The sequence below is a fragment of the Nocardia takedensis NBRC 100417 genome (assembly GCF_000308695.1).
GTDB lineage: Bacteria > Actinomycetota > Actinomycetes > Mycobacteriales > Mycobacteriaceae > Nocardia > Nocardia takedensis.
This window is the reverse complement of the sequence record NZ_BAGG01000081.1, coordinates 81256-98145: the sequence shown is the minus strand read 5'-3', so window position 1 is coordinate 98145 and position 16890 is coordinate 81256. Positions and strand designations below refer to the sequence as shown.

The 16890-nt window shown below is 70.7% G+C and carries 15 protein-coding genes and 1 pseudogene; 11 read left to right on the top strand and 5 right to left on the bottom strand.

Going from position 1 to position 16890, the window contains the following annotated elements:
- From ON30_RS17110 to ON30_RS17085, 6 genes are all read left to right on the top strand, one after another.
- The coding region (locus ON30_RS17110) for an AAA family ATPase (protein ID WP_040708364.1) at window positions 1-733 on the top strand (733 nt) is incomplete at its 5' end.
- Between the two features lie 80 nt (window positions 734-813).
- Entirely contained in the window at window positions 814-3477 is a 2664-nt protein-coding gene (gene alaS / locus ON30_RS17105) for an alanine--tRNA ligase (RefSeq protein WP_040708361.1), read from the top strand.
- Window positions 3477-4037, top strand: a complete 561-nt coding sequence (gene ruvX / locus ON30_RS17100; protein WP_040708360.1) for a Holliday junction resolvase RuvX — start codon at window positions 3477-3479, stop codon at window positions 4035-4037. The genes alaS and ruvX overlap by 1 nt, the downstream gene beginning before the upstream one ends.
- Window positions 4034-5620: an endolytic transglycosylase MltG gene (locus ON30_RS17095; RefSeq protein WP_040708359.1), complete on the top strand. Its 1587-nt coding sequence runs from the start codon at window positions 4034-4036 to the stop codon at window positions 5618-5620. Before ruvX ends, ON30_RS17095 begins: the two co-directional genes overlap by 4 nt.
- Window positions 5621-5624: 4 nt before the next feature.
- Window positions 5625-6464 carry a shikimate dehydrogenase gene (locus ON30_RS17090; RefSeq protein ID WP_083911456.1) on the top strand — a complete coding sequence of 280 codons (840 nt, stop codon included), beginning with the start codon at window positions 5625-5627 and terminating at the stop codon, window positions 6462-6464.
- 48 nt (window positions 6465-6512) lie between these two features.
- Window positions 6513-6983, top strand: a complete 471-nt coding sequence (locus ON30_RS17085; protein ID WP_040708355.1) for a B-4DMT family transporter — start codon at window positions 6513-6515, stop codon at window positions 6981-6983.
- Between the two features lie 176 nt (window positions 6984-7159).
- On the opposite strand, the gene aroB is transcribed toward ON30_RS17085, so the two are convergent.
- The 4 genes and pseudogenes from aroB to ON30_RS17065 form a co-directional block, all read right to left on the bottom strand.
- Entirely contained in the window at window positions 7160-8281 is a 1122-nt protein-coding gene (gene aroB, locus ON30_RS17080; RefSeq protein ID WP_040708353.1) for a 3-dehydroquinate synthase, read from the bottom strand.
- A 1405-nt stretch (window positions 8282-9686) separates the two neighbouring features.
- A pseudogene (locus tag ON30_RS40635) lies at window positions 9687-10205 on the bottom strand (shikimate kinase); the annotation flags it as partial.
- Complete coding sequence (gene aroC / locus ON30_RS17070; protein WP_040708351.1) at window positions 10202-11410, bottom strand: chorismate synthase; 1209 nt, start codon at window positions 11408-11410, stop codon at window positions 10202-10204. The pseudogene ON30_RS40635 and the gene aroC, both read right to left, overlap by 4 nt.
- A 123-nt stretch (window positions 11411-11533) precedes the next feature.
- Window positions 11534-11965, bottom strand: a complete 432-nt coding sequence (locus tag ON30_RS17065; RefSeq protein ID WP_040708350.1) for a prepilin peptidase — start codon at window positions 11963-11965, stop codon at window positions 11534-11536.
- Window positions 11966-12177: 212 nt separating this feature from the next.
- On the opposite strand from ON30_RS17065, the gene ON30_RS17060 reads away from it, so the two are divergent.
- The 5 genes from ON30_RS17060 (at window position 12178) to ON30_RS17040 (ending at window position 15460) form a co-directional block, all read left to right on the top strand.
- Entirely contained in the window at window positions 12178-13305 is a 1128-nt protein-coding gene (locus ON30_RS17060) for a M24 family metallopeptidase (RefSeq protein WP_040708349.1), read from the top strand.
- Between the two features lie 53 nt (window positions 13306-13358).
- Window positions 13359-13922 carry an elongation factor P gene (gene efp, locus ON30_RS17055; protein ID WP_040708348.1) on the top strand — a complete coding sequence of 188 codons (564 nt, stop codon included), beginning with the start codon at window positions 13359-13361 and terminating at the stop codon, window positions 13920-13922.
- 2 nt (window positions 13923-13924) lie between these two features.
- Window positions 13925-14434, top strand: coding sequence for a transcription antitermination factor NusB (gene nusB / locus ON30_RS17050; RefSeq protein ID WP_040708347.1), 510 nt, complete (start codon window positions 13925-13927; stop codon window positions 14432-14434).
- Window positions 14431-14697: a YciI family protein gene (locus tag ON30_RS17045; protein WP_040708346.1), complete on the top strand. Its 267-nt coding sequence runs from the start codon at window positions 14431-14433 to the stop codon at window positions 14695-14697. Before nusB ends, ON30_RS17045 begins: the two co-directional genes overlap by 4 nt.
- Before the next feature lie 208 nt (window positions 14698-14905).
- A complete protein-coding gene (locus ON30_RS17040) occupies window positions 14906-15460 on the top strand; it encodes a DUF4334 domain-containing protein (RefSeq protein ID WP_040708345.1) in 555 nt (184 codons plus the stop codon).
- Window positions 15461-15470: 10 nt separating this feature from the next.
- Here ON30_RS17040 and ON30_RS17035 read toward each other — a convergent pair whose 3' ends face one another.
- Complete coding sequence (locus tag ON30_RS17035; protein ID WP_051029455.1) at window positions 15471-16703, bottom strand: ArsB/NhaD family transporter; 1233 nt, start codon at window positions 16701-16703, stop codon at window positions 15471-15473.
- Between the last annotated feature and the right edge of the window lie 187 nt (window positions 16704-16890).

Genomic DNA, 16890 nt, shown 5'->3' with positions numbered 1-16890 from the left:
CACCGAACCGGCGCTCGCGCACCTGGTGCGGATCGCGGGCGGCGACGCGCGCCGCGCCCTCACCGCGCTCGAGGCGTCGGCGGAATCCTCGCTGGACGGAACCGTCGACGTCGACCTGGTCGAGGCGAGCGTGGACAAGGCCGCGGTCCGCTACGACCGCGCGGGCGACCAGCACTACGACGTGGTCAGCGCGTTCATCAAATCCATCCGCGGCTCGGACGTCGACGCGGCCCTGCACTATCTGGCGCGGATGCTCAGCGCGGGGGAGGACCCGCGATTCGTGGCCCGCAGGTTGGTCATCTCGGCCAGTGAGGACATCGGCATGGCCGACCCGAGCGCGTTGCAGACCGCCGTCGCCGCCGCGCAGGTGGTCCAGCTCATCGGCATGCCCGAGGCGCAGCTCACCCTCACCCACGCCACCATCCACCTGGCCACCGCGCCGAAGTCCGGCGCGGTGCCCGCCGCGCTGGGCGCGGCGATGGCCGACATCGGCGCGGGCAAGGCCGGACTCGTGCCCCCGCACCTGCGCGACGGTCACTACGCGGGCGCGGCCGCGCTCGGCAACGCCCAGGGCTACCGGTATCCGCACGACGACCCCGACGGCGTACTGGCCCAGCAGTATCCGCCCGACGAACTGGTCGGCGCCGACTACTACACCCCGACCGACCACGGCTACGAACGCGAGATCGGCCCCCGCGTCGCGAAGTTGCGCCGCATCGTGCGCGGCGGCTGACTCCGCCCGGGTCCGCCGCGCGCCGTCCGGCCACCGGGCGATGGAAAATGGGGTGCGCGCGAACGGTAGGCTGGATATCCGTGCAGACCCACGAGATCCGACGGCGATTCCTGGACCATTTCGTCCGTGCCGGCCACACCGAGGTCCCCAGTGCCTCGCTGATCCTGGCCGACCCCAACCTGCTGTTCGTCAACGCGGGCATGGTGCAGTTCGTCCCGTTCTTCCTCGGTCAGCAGACCCCGCCGTACGCGACGGCGACCAGCGTGCAGAAATGCGTGCGCACCCTCGACATCGAGAACGTCGGCATCACCACCCGCCACAACACCTTCTTCCAGATGGCGGGCAACTTCTCCTTCGGCGACTACTTCAAGCGCGAGGCCATCGCGCTGGCCTGGTCGCTGCTGACCGACAGCGTCGAGGACGGCGGCTACGGCTTCGATCCCGAGCGCCTGTGGGTCACCGTCTACCTCGACGACGACGAGGCCGAGCGGTTGTGGCTCGAGATCGGCGTGCCGCCCGAGCGCATCCAGCGCCGCGGCATGGCCGACAACTACTGGTCCATGGGTATTCCCGGCCCCTGCGGCCCCTGCTCGGAGATCTACTTCGACCGCGGCCCCGAATTCGGCCTCGAGGGCGGCCCCGAAGCCGACGAGGACCGCTACATCGAGATCTGGAATCTCGTGTTCATGCAGAACGAGCGCGGCAAGGGCACCGGCAAGGACGATTTCGAGATCCTCGGCCCGCTGCCGAAGAAGAACATCGACACCGGCATGGGCGTCGAGCGCGTGGCGTTCCTGCTGCAAGGCGTGGAGAACGTCTACGAGACCGATCTGCTGCGTCCGATCATCGACAAGGCCGAGGAGCTGACCGGTCGCTCCTACGGGGTCGAGCACGCCGACGACGTGCGCTTCCGCGTCATCGCCGACCACGCCCGCACCGCCGCCATGCTCATCGCCGACGGCGTCAACCCCGGCAACGACGGTCGCGGCTACGTGCTGCGCCGCCTGCTGCGGCGCATCGTGCGCTCGGCTCGCCTGCTGGGCGCGGAGAAGCCGGTGATGGCCGAGTTCATGAAGGTCGTCAGCGAACTGATGGCGCCGTCCTATCCGGAACTGGCCACCGATTTCGGTCGCATCGAGACGGTCGCGGTCGGCGAGGAGACGGCCTTCCTCAAGACGCTGACCACCGGGTCGGTGCTGTTCGACAACACCGCCTCGGCCGTGAAGGCCGAGGGCGGGGCCACCATCGCGGGCTCCGACGCGTTCACCCTGCACGACACCTACGGCTTCCCGATCGACCTCACCCTGGAGATGGCCGCCGAGGCCGGTCTCTCGGTGGACGAGGAGGGCTTCCGGTCGCTGATGGCCGAGCAGCGCGCGCGGGCCAAGGAGGACGCGCGCTCGCGCAAGCAGGGGCACGCCGACCTCACCGTCTACAAGGAACTCGTCGACCGCGGGGCCACCGAGTTCACCGGCTTCGACGAACTCACCTCCGAGGCCAGAGTGCTCGCGCTCATCGCCGACGGCGTGCGCGTGCCGGTGGCGAGCCAGGGCCAAGACGTCGAGGTCATCCTGGACCGCAGCCCGCTCTACGCCGAATCCGGCGGTCAGATCGCCGACCGCGGGTCGATCACCGCCGCCGGGCTCAAACTGCGCGTCAACGACGTGCAGAAGATCGCCAAGAAGCTGTGGGTGCACAAGTCCACCGTGGAGCAGGGGCAGATCACCGAGGGCGACACCGTGCTGGCCCAGGCCGATCCGGCGTGGCGCAGCGGTGCCACCCAGGGCCATTCGGGCACCCATATGGTGCACGCCGCGCTGCGTCAGGTCCTCGGCCCCAACGCCGTGCAGGCCGGTTCGCTCAACAAGCCCGGCTACCTGCGCTTCGACTTCAACTGGCAGGGCCAACTCTCCGACCAGCAGAAGGCCGATATCGAGGCCGTGTCCAACGACGCGGTCGGCGCGAACTTCCCGGTCAACACCTTCGTCACCGATCTGCCCAAGGCCAAGCAGATGGGCGCGCTGGCGCTGTTCGGCGAGAACTACGGCGACGAGGTCCGCGTGGTCGAGATCGGCGGCCCCTTCTCGATGGAACTGTGCGGCGGCACGCACGTGCAGCACTCCTCGCAGATCGGCCCGATCACCCTGCTCGGCGAATCCTCGGTCGGCTCCGGCATCCGGCGCGTCGAGGCGTTCGTCGGCCTGGACTCCTACCGCTACCTGGCCAAGGAGCGCGCGCTGCTGGCAGGCGTCGCCAGTTCGCTCAAGGTGCCCAGCGACGAGGTGCCCGCGCGGGTCGAGCAGTTGGTGGAACGGCTCAAGGTCGCCGAGAAGGAACTCGAGCGCACCAAGATGGCCGCCGTGCTGTCCTCGGCCGCGTCCTTCGTGGAGCGGGCCGAGCGGATCGGCGGCCTGCTGCTGGTCGCCGTCGCCGCCCCGGAAGGCGTGCAGGCGGGTGATCTGCGCACCCTGGCCACCGACATCCGCGGTCGCTTCGGCGCCGATCCGGCGGTGGTGGTCCTGCTCGGCAACGCCGACGGCAAGGTCCCGTTCGTGGTCACCGTCAACAAGGCCGCCCAGGACCTCGGTGTGAAAGCCGGTGACCTCGTCGCGAGCTTCGGGCCCAGTATCGCGGGCCGCGGCGGCGGCAAACCGGAGATGGCCCAGGGCGCGGGCACCGACCCCTCGGGCATCGCGGCCGGACTGGCCGCGGTGCGCGCGCGGGTGGCCGAACTCGCCGGCTGATGGCGGGCCCGGACATCCCGGAACGGGCCGCGGCGGACCGACCGGACGCCGCGACCGATCCCGGTCGCGGCAGGCGGGTCGCCGTCGACGTCGGCAGCGTGCGGATCGGGGTCGCCTCCAGCGACCCCGACGGCATCCTGGCCACGCCGGTGGAGACGGTCGCGCGCGCCGCCAAGACGCGCGGCGACGCCCCCTCCGCGGATATCGAGAGAATTGCCGAAATTGTGCGGGACTACGAGGCCGTCGAGGTGATCGTCGGCCTACCGCGGACACTACGCGGGGAGAAAGGGACCGCCGCCGACCTCGCCCTGGCATTCGCCGAACGTTTGCGGAATCGCATCGATCCCGTGCCGGTCCGGCTTTCCGACGAACGTTTGACTACCGTGTCAGCTGCACGTGCATTGCGGGACAGCGGAGTTCGCGCGCGTGGCCGACGGCAGGTGATCGATCAGGCGGCGGCCGTGTCGATCCTGCAAGGATGGTTGGACGAACGGAGTGCGGTGTTGAAGTCGGTCGAGGAGGCGTCGGTGCGTGACGCGTCGTTCGGAGACGATGCATGACGGATCGGTGGCAACGGGCCGAGCAACGATACCGAGAGCGCGAAGGCGACCGGCGCTATCGGCGTGACGAGCGGGCCTGGGCCGAACACGAAGCCCGCGCCAGACACAGGAGGGCCGCACCGGACGACGAAGACGACTGGGACGACTACGACGACGAGACGACGGTCATCCCGCGCTACACCGACGAGGACCAGTACTACGCCGAGGACCCCGGCGAGTACGACGACGATCCGGACTACGACGAAGACCCGGAACCCCCGCCCCCGCGCGCGCGGACCCGTCCGCGCAGGCCCGATCCCGACGCCGAACCGGCCCGCGCCCCCCAGCGCGCGCGCCCGCAGCGCACCGGGCCGCGCCGCGAAGCCGCCAAGACCGGCTCCGGGCGCGCGGGCGAACGACGCAGGCGCTCGCGGGCGGCCGAACGCAAAGCCGAGGAACGCAAGAAGCGCAGGCGCACGGTCTGGCTGATCAGCGCCGTGGTGGTGCTGTTGCTGATCGGCGGCGTCGGCTACGGGGCCAAGAAGTTCATCGACTCGATGGCCGGGCCGGAGGACTACGCGGGGCCCGCGGGCCCGCTGGTGGTCGTCCAGGTCCACCCCGGCGACACCGCCCGCCAGATCGCCTCGACCATGGTCGAGAAAGACGTGGTCAAGAGCAGCGGGGCCTTCTACGAGGCGGCCGTGCGCAACACCAACATGAGTTCTGTGCAGCCCGGCTACTACGCGCTGCCCAGCAAATCGCCCGCCGACGAGGCGGTGTCGGCCCTGCTCGGCAAGGGGTCGCGGGTCGGCAACCTGGTGGTCTCGGAGGGGCGGTTGCTCCACGATCAGCACGACGTCAACACCGGGGCCCGCAAGGAAGGCATCTACACCAAGATCGCCGCCGCGAGTTGCGTCGGCACCGGTCCCGAACAGAAATGCGTGAGCGCCGAACAACTCGCCGCCGCGGGCGCGGGCTCGGACCTGTCCGCGCTGGGCGTGCCGAAGTGGGCCGAATCGGAGGTGCTGGCCGCCCCCGACCGCAAACGCCAACTCGAGGGACTGATCGCCGCGGGCACCTGGGATTTCGATCCCAGCGGCACCCCGCAGCAGATCCTCAAACAGCTCATCAGCGCCAGCGCGGCGGGCTACGAATCCACCGGCCTGTTGCAGTCCGGCGCGTCCACCGGGCTCTCGCCCTACGAGACCCTCGTCGCGGCCTCCCTGGTCGAACGCGAAGCGCTGCCCCAGGACATGGGCAAGGTCGCGCGAGTCATCGTCAACCGACTCGAGGTCGGCCAGCAATTGCAGTTCGACTCCACGGTGAACTACGCCCTCGACACCACCGAGGTCGCCACCACCGACGCCGACCGTTCCACCCGCACGCCGTGGAACACCTACGCCATGACCGGACTGCCCGCCAACCCGATCGCCGCGCCCTCGCTGAACGCGCTGCGGGCCATGGAGAATCCGGAGCCCGGGCCGTGGCTGTACTTCGTGACCATCGACATGAAGGGCACCACCTTGTTCACCCAGAGCTACTCCGAGCACCTGCGCAACATCGACAAAGCCCACGAGAGCGGAATCCTGGACAGTGGGCGGTGAGCCGGTGAGCGCCGACGCCCAGGTCCGCAAAGCGGCGGTCCTCGGCAAGCCGATCGCGCATTCGCGGTCGCCGTACCTGCACCTGGCGGCCTATCGCGCACTCGGCCTGCCCTGGACCTACGAGCGCATCGAGTGCGACGCCGCCGCGCTGCCCGCCTTGGTCGACGGCCTCGGCCCCGAATGGGTCGGGCTCTCGGTCACCATGCCGGGCAAGGAGGCCGCGCTGGCCCACGCCGGGGAACGCACCGAACGCGCGGTCCTGGTCGGGTCGGCCAACACCCTGGTCCGCACCGCCGACGGGTGGCGCGCCGACTGCACCGACGTGGACGGCGTGCTCGGCGCGCTGCGCGAAGGCGGGGTCGGCACGCTCGAACGGGCCGTCGTCCTCGGGGCGGGCGGTACGGCGCGGCCCGCGCTGCTCGCGCTGTCCGAACTCGGCGCGCGCGAGGTCACCGTGCTGGCCCGCGACGCGGGACGCGCCAGCGGCGCCCGCGAACTGGCCGAACGTCTCGGCCTGCGCGTGACGGTCGCCGGCTTCGACCGCGCGACGGTCCACGAGGTCTGCGCGGCGTCGGGCGCGGTCGTGAGCACCATCCCGTCCGAGGCCGCGGCGGTCGTCGCGGAGTCGGTGGCCGCCGCGCCGGTGGTGCTCGACGCCATCTACAACCCGTGGCCCACCCCGCTCGCGGTCGCCGTCGCCCGCGCCGGACACACCGTGGTCGGCGGTCTGCGGATGCTGCTCCACCAGGCATACGGGCAGGTCGAACAATTCACCGGTCGCCCCGCGCCGCGCGCGGCGATGGAACAGGCGCTGGACGAGTCCACCGCCACCCGACCTTTCTGATACCGGTTCCAATTCTGTCGCGAGGAACCGGGAGTTAAGGTGGTTGCCATGATCTCTTGGGTACTACGAGCCGTCGTGCTCGGCGCGCTCGTCGTCGGCCTACGCACGGCCCTCGGCTTCGCGATGGTGTACTGGCCGACGCAGGGCGCGTGGATGCGCCTGCTGTGCCTGGCCACCCTGCTCGTCGTCATCGTCGCGTGGGGCATGTTCGACGGCCGCCACGACCGCGTCGCCCACCCCGACCCGGAACACGGCCGCGACCTCACCGTCCTGTGGCTCAAAGCCGCCGTCGTCGGCGGTGTCGGCAGCGGGATCGCCGCCTGGATCCTGGACTACCTGCCCCGTTTCGACCTCGGCGACAACGGACTGCTGTTCGAGGTGACCGCGGGCGCGTCGTTCATCGTCCTGCTGATCTTCATCCCGGCCCTCATCGGCGTCGGCATCGGTCGACTGCTCGCTGGACGCTCCGCCGAGGGCAAGACCGCGCGTCCGCCGCGCAACCTGCCGGTCGCGGTCTGAGCCGCTATCGCGAACCCGCCCGGGCGAACGCGCGGCGTCGAGTCACGTGACTTTCCTCGTCCGACCTCGGTCTGGTCGGGCGAGGAGACACCACGGCGGGAACCGCGACTCCGTCTCACGACCGTGCGGGGCGTGCCTCACGGCACGCCCCGCACTTCGTCGTTCCGGTGGGGTGACTACAGCAGGACCGCGCCGCCCCTCGGGCTCTCCTCCCGGGCGATCGCCGAATACGCCGCCGCGAGCAGGCTCGGATCGGGGCCTTCGAGCCGTTCCGGCTTGGCGAGACCGTCCAGGACCACGAAACGCAGCACACCCGAGCGGGTCTTCTTGTCGGTCTGCATCGCGTCCAGCAGTTGGGGGAGCGCGTCCGCGTCATAGGTGGTCGGCAGGCCGACGCTCGCCAGGATCGCCCGGTGACGGTCGGCGGTCGCGTCGTCCAGGCGACCCGCGAGCCTGCCCAGTTCCGCCGCGAACACCAGACCCACCGACACCGCCGCGCCGTGCCGCCAGCGGTAGCGCTCGCGCCGCTCGATGGCGTGCCCGAGGGTATGCCCGTAGTTCAGGATCTCGCGCAGGCTCGATTCCTTGAGATCCGCGGCGACCACATCGGCCTTCACCTGGATCGCGCGCCGGATCAACTCCGGCAGCACCTCGCCCGTCGGATCCAGGGCGGCCTCGGGATCGGCCTCCACCAGATCCAGGATCACCGGATCGGCGATGAAACCCGCCTTGATGATCTCGGCCATGCCCGCGACGATCTCGTTGCGCGGCACGGTCTCCAACGTCGCCAGATCCACCAGCACCGCCGTCGGCTCGTGGAAACTGCCGACCAGGTTCTTGCCCGCCTCGGTGTTGATCCCGGTCTTGCCGCCCACGGCCGCGTCGACCATGGCCAGCAGCGTGGTCGGCACATGCACGATCGCGACCCCGCGCATCCAGGTGGCCGCGACGAACCCGGCCAGATCGGTGGCCGCGCCGCCGCCGAGGCTGACCACCACGTCGTTGCGGGTCAGCCCGATCCGGCCGAGCACCTCCCAGCAGAAACCGGCGACCGCGAGATCCTTGCCCGCCTCGGCGTCCGGGATCTCCACCCGGTGCGCGTCGAGACCCTTGTCCACCAACGCCTTGCGCACCACCTCGGCCGTTTCGGCCAGCGGCGGCTGATGGAAGATCGCGACCGTGCGAACCCCCTTGGTCGCACCCGTCACCGACTCGACGAGCTCCCCGAGGAGCCCCCGACCGATGATCACCGGATACGGGTCGGCGGTCGCCACCTGGATACGGCTCGGCTCTGTCACGAATTCTCCGATTCTCTCGATGCGATCCGACGCACTCTCGTCACGATCCGACCCGGAACGGCCACTCGGCGCCCGACGGTCACGACCGTCGCTCCGAATCGGTGAGCGTCTGCGCGGCCCTGGCCCGCGCCCGCCGCGCCCGTTGCCTACGCGCCCGCCCACCCGACGAACGCCGCCCCCCGGACTGCTCCTCGGCCGACTCCCCGCCTTCGCCCCGCGCTTGTTCCGCTGCGGAATCCGCGACGCTCGCCCGCGCGGACCGAGGCTCCGAGACGCGCTCGGTCGATTCTCCGACCTCGCCCCGCGTTTCCTCTGACACGGATTTCGCGTCGCCTACCCGCGCGGGCCGAGGCTCCGAGGTGCGTTCGGTCGATTCTCCGACCTCGCCCCGCGTTTCCTCTGACACGAATTTCGCGCCGCCTGGCCGCGCGGACCGAGGCTTCGAGATGCACTCGGCCGCAGCGGTGTTCGCGCCCGACGCCGTCGCGAGTGCGACGCTGCCCGATCTGTCGGCATTCGACATCGTTGCGGCCGAGACGGCTTCGATCGAAGCGGAGTCAGCCGGGGTCGCTTGCCACCCGGCAGAGGCCGATGCGCTCGGAATCGCGGCCGGGGACGTGCCGCCCGCTGTCGGCGCGGCGGCGTGACCGCGCTCGGACTCGCGCTGGCGAGTCGTGGTCGCGATGTCCGGAGTGGCCGGTGCGCCCGCGGGGCGTCGGACTCGGCGCGAGCGGGAGCGCGATGTCGGATCTGGGTCGCCCCCTTCGGGGCGAACCGCGGGCTCGGTTGGTTTCGAGCGGGCGGATGTGAGTGTGTCGGACGGCGTTTCGGGGATGTCACGGGTGGTCGCAGGCGGCGTCGGGTCCGTCGCAGATGCCGCCGTCACGGATGCCGCCGTCACGGATGGCGGTGTCACGGATGCCGCTGTCGCGGATGCGGCCGATACGGATGCCGCTGTCGCTGAGGGCGTTGTCGCGTGTGCCGCCGGCGCAGAAGTTGCGCTCGTGGACGGTGCTGTCGTGGACAGGGCTCTCGCGGATGGTGCTGTTGTGGGCGAAGGGGTCGCGGAGGAGGCGGTGGAGCGGCGGCGGGGTCGGCGGCTCCCGGTGCGCTTCTTGGCGGGTGCGGGGGAATCGCTCTGTGGCACTGCGGTGTTCGCGTCCGGGCCGGTTTCCGGGGTGGGGCTGTTCGGCGTCCGGGCGACTTGTTCCGAGGTCGCGGAGGAGGGGCCGCTCTCGGCCGGGGAGGGGGTGTCGGAACCGTCGGGGTCGGCGCCTCGGCGGCGGGCCGCCGCTCGTGCCCGGGCGCGGCGGCGCGCGCGGGAACGCCTGCCGCTCTGCGGGGCGGCGGTCTCGTCGACGGCTTCCGGTTCGACCTCGGCGGTCGGGACGACCGACTCCATGCCGAGTCGACCCAGGATCATGCGGACCACGCGGCCGGGGCTGCGACCGTCGGTGCGCACGCGCACGGTGGCCACCTCGCGGTAGAGCGGGCGGCGCAGACGCATCAGTTCGCGGTACTTCGCGCCCGGGTCGGCCCCGTTGAGCAGCGGGCGCTGGGTGCTGGCACCGGTGCGGCGCAGCCCTTCGGCGACGCTGATCTCCAGGTACACCACGGTACGACCGCGCAGCAGTGAGCGGGTGCTCTCGGACAGGACCGCGCCGCCGCCGAGGGAGACCACGCCGCGTTCGGCGAGGATCGCCCGCCGCACGACCCGCTCCTCGATCCGGCGGAATTCGGGTTCGCCGTCCTCGGCGAAGATCTCGGGGATGGTGCGGCCGGTCTCGTCCTCGATTCCGGCGTCGGTGTCGTACAGGTCGACGCCCAGTTCCCTGGCGAGTTTGCGTCCGATCGTCGACTTCCCGGCCCCCGGCGGTCCGACCAGCACCACGCGGGGGGCACGCGGGTCGGTCTGCACGATCATCGCGACCGACTGTCCGCCGGAACGTGTGGACGGGTGCCGATGCGCTTGACGTAGCTGTGGACGTTGTCGACCGTCTCGGTCAGCGAATCGCCGCCGAACTTCTCCAGCGCGGCCTGCGCCACCACGAGCGCGACCATCGCCTCGGCGACGACGCCCGCCGCGGGCACCGCGCACACATCGGAGCGCTGGTGGATGGCCACGGCCTCTTCGCCGGTGGTCATGTCGACCGTGGACAGGGCGCGTGGCACGGTGGAGATCGGCTTCATCGCGGCGCGCACGCGCAGCGGTTCGCCGTTGGTCATCCCGCCCTCGAGCCCGCCCGCGCGGTTGGTGGACCGCAGCACGCCGTCGGGGCCGGGCCGCATCTCGTCGTGGGCTTGGCTGCCGCGCCGCCGCGCCGTCTCGAACCCGTCGCCGACCTCGACGCCCTTGATCGCCTGGATGCCCATGAGCGCGGCCGCCAGTCGCGAATCCAGGCGCTCGGCACCGCTGACGAACGACCCGAGGCCGACCGGCAGACCTTCCACGACCACCTCGACCACGCCGCCGAGGGTGTCGCCGTCCTTCTTGGCGGCCTCGATCTCGGCGATCATCGCCGCCTCGGCGTCGGCGTCGAACGCGCGCACCGGACTCTCGTCCACGGCGGCCAGATCGGCGGCGGTGGGAATGACGCCGGTGGTGTTCGCGGCCCCGCCGATCGAGACGACGTGCGAGACCACCTCGACACCGAGGGCTTGGCGCAGGAAATTGCGCGCGATCGTGCCCGCCGCGACCCGCGCCGCCGTCTCCCGGGCACTGGCCCGTTCGAGGACGTTGCGCGCGTCGTCGAAGTCGTACTTCAACATGCCGGAGTAGTCGGCGTGACCGGGGCGCGGCCTGGTCAGAGGGGCGTTGCGGGCGAGATCTGCCAGTTCGGCCGCGTCGACCGGATCAGCGGACATGACGGTGGTCCACTTGGGCCATTCGGAGTTGGCGATCTCGATGGCGACCGGGCCGCCCATGGTGCGGCCGTGGCGCACGCCGCCGACCATCGTGACCTTGTCGGCCTCGAATTTCATCCGGGCGCCGCGGCCGTATCCGAGCCGCCTGCGGGCCAAATTCGCGGAGATATCCTCGGACGTCACCTCGACGCCCGCGACCATCCCCTCGAGAATGGCGACGAGGGCGGGTCCGTGGGATTCTCCAGCAGTTATCCAGCGCAGCACGGGTCCATCCTTCCATGTCGGTGCTCTTTCCAGTGCATCCGGTCGACCGTGATCGGGGGCACGCCACGCGGTAGCCCACCCCTCGGTTCATCGCGCGAGTCGCGCTCGGGCGCAACGCGCGGCTCAGGGCGGTATCGCGAGGACGGCGAGCAGCGTCGCCAGACACATCGACGGCCCGTGCGGCACCTGTCGCTCGGCGCGTCGGGCCGTGAGCAGCGCGATTCCCGCGGCGGCCGTGAGCAGCGGGGCGGCCAGCGCCGCCGCGACCCAGGCGCGCGCCCCGTCCATCGCGGCGACCGCGCCGAGACCGAAGGCGAGTTTGACATCGCCCGCACCGAGGGCCGCCGGGACGGCGAGGTGCACGAGCAGATAGCTCAGGCACAGCAGCGCGCCGCCCACCGCCGCGACGCGTAGCCGCCCGGTGTGCGCGGCGTGCAGCAGGACGACCAGCGCGCCGATTCCGGTGAGCGCGTTGGGCAGTCGGCGGACCCGCAGGTCGAACCAGCACAGCGCGGCACACCAGGTGAGCAGCAGGGCGATCGCCACGGGAGTCATGCGATCCAGCCTCGCCGAGCGCCGCGGCCGCCGCCGGTCCGAACGGGAATTTGTGGAGTAATCAATCACCTGTGGACAACCGATGTTCCACCCCAACGTTTTCCGCTCGCCGCCACGCGCGCCGACCAGCCCATCGGCGGCGCGGCGCGGTCGGCGGCCGCGGTCCCGCGCTCGCGACACCGGCACGGTGACGGGGCGGTAGCTTGGAACCCATGTCTGCTGAGGATGCGAGCCGTGGACCCGACTACGCGGCACGGCGGGGCGCGCTGCGCAGTCTGCTGGTGCAGAACGAGGTCGACGCGCTGCTGGTCACCGATCTGGTGAATATCCGCTATCTGACCGGCTTCACCGGTTCCAACGCGGCCTTGCTCGTGTACTCCTGGGACAGGTTCGGGGCCGAGGAGCGCACCGTCATCGGCACCGACGGTCGCTACCGCGCGCAGGTCGCCGCGCAGGTCCCCGATGTGCGGGCCGAGATCGCGCGGGCGCCGGGCAGGCGGGTCACCGAACTGGCGGGGGAGTGGAAGCTCGGCCGCGTCGGCTTCGAGAGCCACAGCGTCACCGTCGATCAGCACCGGGGTTTCGTCGAGCAGCGCACGGGCCTCGAGTTCGTCGGCGCGCCCGGTCTGGTCGAACAACTGCGGGCGGTCAAGGACTCGTACGAGGTCGAACAGTTGCGGCGGGCCTGCGCGGCCGGTGACGCCGGGTTGGCGAGTCTGCTCGAGCGCGGCGGGCTGCGTCCCGGGCGCACCGAACGTCAGGTCGCGCGCGACTTGGAATGGGCGATGTACGAGCACGGGGCCGAGGCCATCTCCTTCGAGACGATCGTCGCGGCGGGCGCGAATTCGGCGGTGCCGCACCATCGGCCCACCGACGCCGTCCTGGCGACGGGCGATTTCGTGAAGCTCGATTTCGGCGCGGTCGTGGGCGGCTACCACTCCGATATGACCCGGACCTACGTCCTGGGCGCGGTCGCGGATTGGCAGCGCGATGTCTACGAGGTGGTGGCGCGGGCGCAGCGCGCGGGTTGCGCGGCGCTGGCCCCCGGTGTGAAGGCCGCCGACGTGGACGCGGCCTCGCGCGCGGTCATCGAGGACGCCGGACACGGCGAGTTGTTCGTGCACGGACTCGGTCACGGTGTCGGATTGCAGATCCACGAAGCGCCCGGAATCGCCAGAACGGCTACCGGTACACTCCTGTCTGGTGTGGCGGTGACCGTCGAACCAGGTGTGTACTTTCCCGGCCGCGGCGGTGTCAGGATCGAGGACACGCTCGTGGTCCGCGAGGGGGGCCCTGAACTGCTCACCCGCACCGGCAAAGACTTGACCGTCGTCGACTGACGCCGGTTGCCCGAAGACGAACGAAGCAATACGAAACAGGAGATCCGAGGACAGTGGCGGACACCAGCGACTTCAAGAACGGCCTCGTGCTGAAGATCGACGGTCAGCTCCAGCAGATCATCGAATTCCAGCACGTCAAGCCGGGTAAGGGCCCCGCCTTCGTGCGGACCAAGCTGAAGAACGTCGTGTCCGGCAAGGTCGTCGACAAGACCTTCAACGCGGGTGTCAAGGTGGAGACGGCCACGGTCGACCGTCGGGACATGACCTACCTGTACCACGACGGCAGCGACTACATCTTCATGGACGGCGAGACCTTCGACCAGATCTCGATCGCCGAGCCGACCATCGGCGGCGGCGCCCGCTTCCTGCTGGAGAACATGGCCGTCCAGGTGGCCGTGCACGAGGGCGCTCCGCTGTTCGTCGAGCTCCCGGTCTCGATCGAACTGGTGGTCCAGCACACCGACATCGGCCTGCAGGGCGATCGCTCCACCGGTGGCACCAAGCCCGCCACCCTGGAGACGGGCGCGGAGGTCCAGGTGCCGCTGTTCATCAACACCGGTGACAAGTTGCGCATCGATTCGCGCGACGGCAGTTACCTCGGCCGGGTCAACGCCTGACGGTGGCGGAACAGCCTGCGGACAAGAAGTCCACGTTCAAGAAGCTCGGCGCGCGGCACAAGGCGCGTCGTCGGGCGGTCGATCTGCTCTTCGAGGCGGAGGCCAGGGATGTCGATGTCGCCGACCTGCTCGGTGAGCGGGTGGAGTTGGCGACGCGCGATCAGGCGGTTGCCCCGGTGCACGCCTACACCCACACGCTGGTCGAGGGCGTAGCCGACGATCTGGATCGCGTGGACGGCACGATCGAGTCCTACCTTCAGGACTGGGCGCTTTCGCGGCTGCCCGCCGTGGATCGCGCGATTCTGCGGATCGCGGTGTGGGAATTGTTCCACGCCACCGACGTCCCCCCGGTGGTGGCGGTGGACGAGGCCGTGGAGTTGGCCAAGGAGTTGTCCACCGACGATTCGCCGTCCTTCGTCAACGGTGTGCTCGGGCAGGTGGTGCTGGTCGCGCCGCAGGTGCGCGCCGCGGCCGCCGCCACCCGCGCTCCCCGCCAGGAGAACCAGGAATGACCAGGAAGTACCTGGTCATGGTGATGCGGACGCCGCAGTTCGACGAGGCCGTGATCGAACCGCATCGCCGTTTCCTCGCGGATCTGCTCGAACGCGGTCAGCTGTGCGAGAGCGGTCGGTTCACCGATGGCACCGGGGGCGCCTACGTGGTGTTCGCCGACAGTCTGGCCGCCGCGGAGGAAATTGTCTTCCAAGACCCCGTGCATACCACCGGATCGTCGGAGCTGACGGTTCACGAGTGGGAGATCACCGTCTCCGGTTGACCCCTCGCGGGACTCCCGCCGGTGGGTGTACGGAATCCGGCGGGAGCCCCACGGGACCCCGCGCACCGCGTGGACGCGGTGGCTGTGCCGCGTGGGCACCCTTGAATCCTGGTTCCTGAACCGCACTCGAGGTAAAGGGTGTGTCGCGTCACAACGTGAGAGATGACTAGAGTTGTTCTCGCACAGCATCACGTGAGGAGAACGGGATATGACGACCAACGAGGTCGAGTCGGCCACCGCGGAACTGGCCGCGTTGCAGTCCTCGGGGTGCACGCCCGAGCAGGCATGGGCGCTGTTCGACAGCCTGCCCGCCGCACCCGTGGCCGAGATCGTGACCGGCCGCTGGAAGGGGTCGGAGATCGAGACCGGCCATCCGTTCGACGGGGTGCTGGGCGCTTCGGGATGGTGGGGCAAGCAGTTCGACTCCGCCGATTTCGTGCATCCGCTGCTGTTTTCCGACGGGACCGGCAAGATCTTCGCCGTCGACCCTCGTCGTGTGCCGCTGTCGCTGACCGACAAGATTCCGCTGCCCGGTGTGCGCGCGGTCCGCAGATCGCTGCGTGTCGTCGGCCCCGCGCTGCGCACCAAGCGTCCGACGGCGCGGTTGCGCTCGATCGAGCATCGCGGCGTGGTGACCGCCGCGATGGTCTACGACCACCTGCCGATCATCGATCACTTCCGTCGGGTCGACGCCGACACCCTGTTCGGCGTGATGGACATGCGCGGTCTGCGCGAGCCGTACTTCTTCGTCCTGCGTCGCTGAGCGCGTCGGCTCAGCCGAACAGCAGCAGCGCGGTCACCGCGGCGGTCGTCGCCGTGACCGCGACGACGCATCCGGTGGTCACGAAGCGCCCCATCGGCACCCGGACGCCGTGGGTGCGGCAGAACTCCAGGCACAGCAGGGTGGCCAGGGAGGCCCACGGGGTGACGACCGGGCCGACGTTCGTCCCGATCAGCAAGGCGAGCAGGTGGTCGCGGTCGCCGGTCGGGATCACCGCTTCGCCCGCCGTGTAGACCGGCAGGTTGTTCGCCACGTTGGACAGTGTGGCCCCGGCCGCGGCGGCGCGATAGGTCCCGGCCGCGCCGTCGTCCGCGCCGATGAGCGCGTGCATGAGGTCGCCGAGGCCGTGTCGACTCAGCGTCGGCACCACCAGGAACAGCCCGACCACGAACACCAGCAGCCGCCACGGGATCAGCGCGAACCGCAGCGCCGAGCGGTCGAGCAGCGCGAAGGCCAGCACCGCGACGGCGGCGGCCAGGACGGCCGCGATCTCGACGCGGTCCCCGAACAGCGGGATCGCGGCGACGAACAGCAGGCACGCCGCGGCGGTGACGCGGAACAGCGCGCGCTGCCGGGCGTCTCTGGCCGGTGCGCCGTCCGGGATGTCGTAGCGATCCGACCCGCGCTCGCCGCGCCGCCAGTAGAACAGCCACAGGCACGCGGCCGTGGCCGCCATCGAGGCCAGTTGCGGCGCCCACATCGTCGCGGCGAATTCGCGGGTGCTCAGCGCGACCCGATCGGCGGCGAGCAAATTGGTCAGGTTCGACACCGGCAGCAGCAGGCTGGCCGTATTCGCCAGCCACAGGGTCGTCATGGCCAGGGGCAGCGGCGCGATGCGCGCCGGTCCGGCCAGGGCCAGCAGGACCGGGGTGAGCAGTACCGCGGTGGTGTCGAGGTTCAGCAGGGCCGTGGTCGCCGAGGCGAACAGGACGCACAGCGCGAACAGCGCCGGGTAGTTGCCCCGGGCGAGCACGGCGAGTCGGCGGGCCAGCGCGTCGAACACCCCGGCCCGGTTGGTGAGTTCGGCGAGCACGATGACGGCGGCGAGGAAGACCAGCAGGGGGCCGATCCGGCGCATGTTCTCGGCGGCCTCGGCGCGCGGCAGCAGACCGGTCGCCACGCACAGCACTCCGGCGACGAGCAGTGCCGCCCGCACGATGTCCAGCACCGGAATCCGCCGCCGCGCGCCCTCGGGTTCGGCGGCGGAGCGGAGCGGTTCGGGCACCAGGGGATGATCCCAACCCGAGCGGCGGGCCGTGCGCGCGGGGCGAACGGCCCGGTCTTGCGGTGGTTCGCCGCCTGGGGCGTCGGCCTTCGGCAGCCGCGGAGGTGCGGACCGCCCACGCCGCATGTCCGCGAGTTCCGCCCGCGGGCCGTGGTGTCGGTCTTCGGCGGCTGCGGAGGTACGGCCC

Excerpts from the sequence above, each read along its gene's own strand:
- ruvX (WP_040708360.1), top strand. The coding sequence starts at position 3,477 with ATGGCGGGCCCGGACATCCCGGAACGGGCCGCGGCGGACCGACCGGAC.
- ON30_RS17095 (WP_040708359.1), top strand. The coding sequence starts at position 4,034 with ATGACGGATCGGTGGCAACGGGCCGAGCAACGATACCGAGAGCGCGAA.
- ON30_RS17085 (WP_040708355.1), top strand. The coding sequence starts at position 6,513 with ATGATCTCTTGGGTACTACGAGCCGTCGTGCTCGGCGCGCTCGTCGTC.
- ON30_RS17065 (WP_040708350.1), bottom strand. The coding sequence starts at position 11,965 with ATGACTCCCGTGGCGATCGCCCTGCTGCTCACCTGGTGTGCCGCGCTG.
- ON30_RS17060 (WP_040708349.1), top strand. The coding sequence starts at position 12,178 with ATGTCTGCTGAGGATGCGAGCCGTGGACCCGACTACGCGGCACGGCGG.
- ON30_RS17045 (WP_040708346.1), top strand. The coding sequence starts at position 14,431 with ATGACCAGGAAGTACCTGGTCATGGTGATGCGGACGCCGCAGTTCGAC.
- ON30_RS17040 (WP_040708345.1), top strand. The coding sequence starts at position 14,906 with ATGACGACCAACGAGGTCGAGTCGGCCACCGCGGAACTGGCCGCGTTG.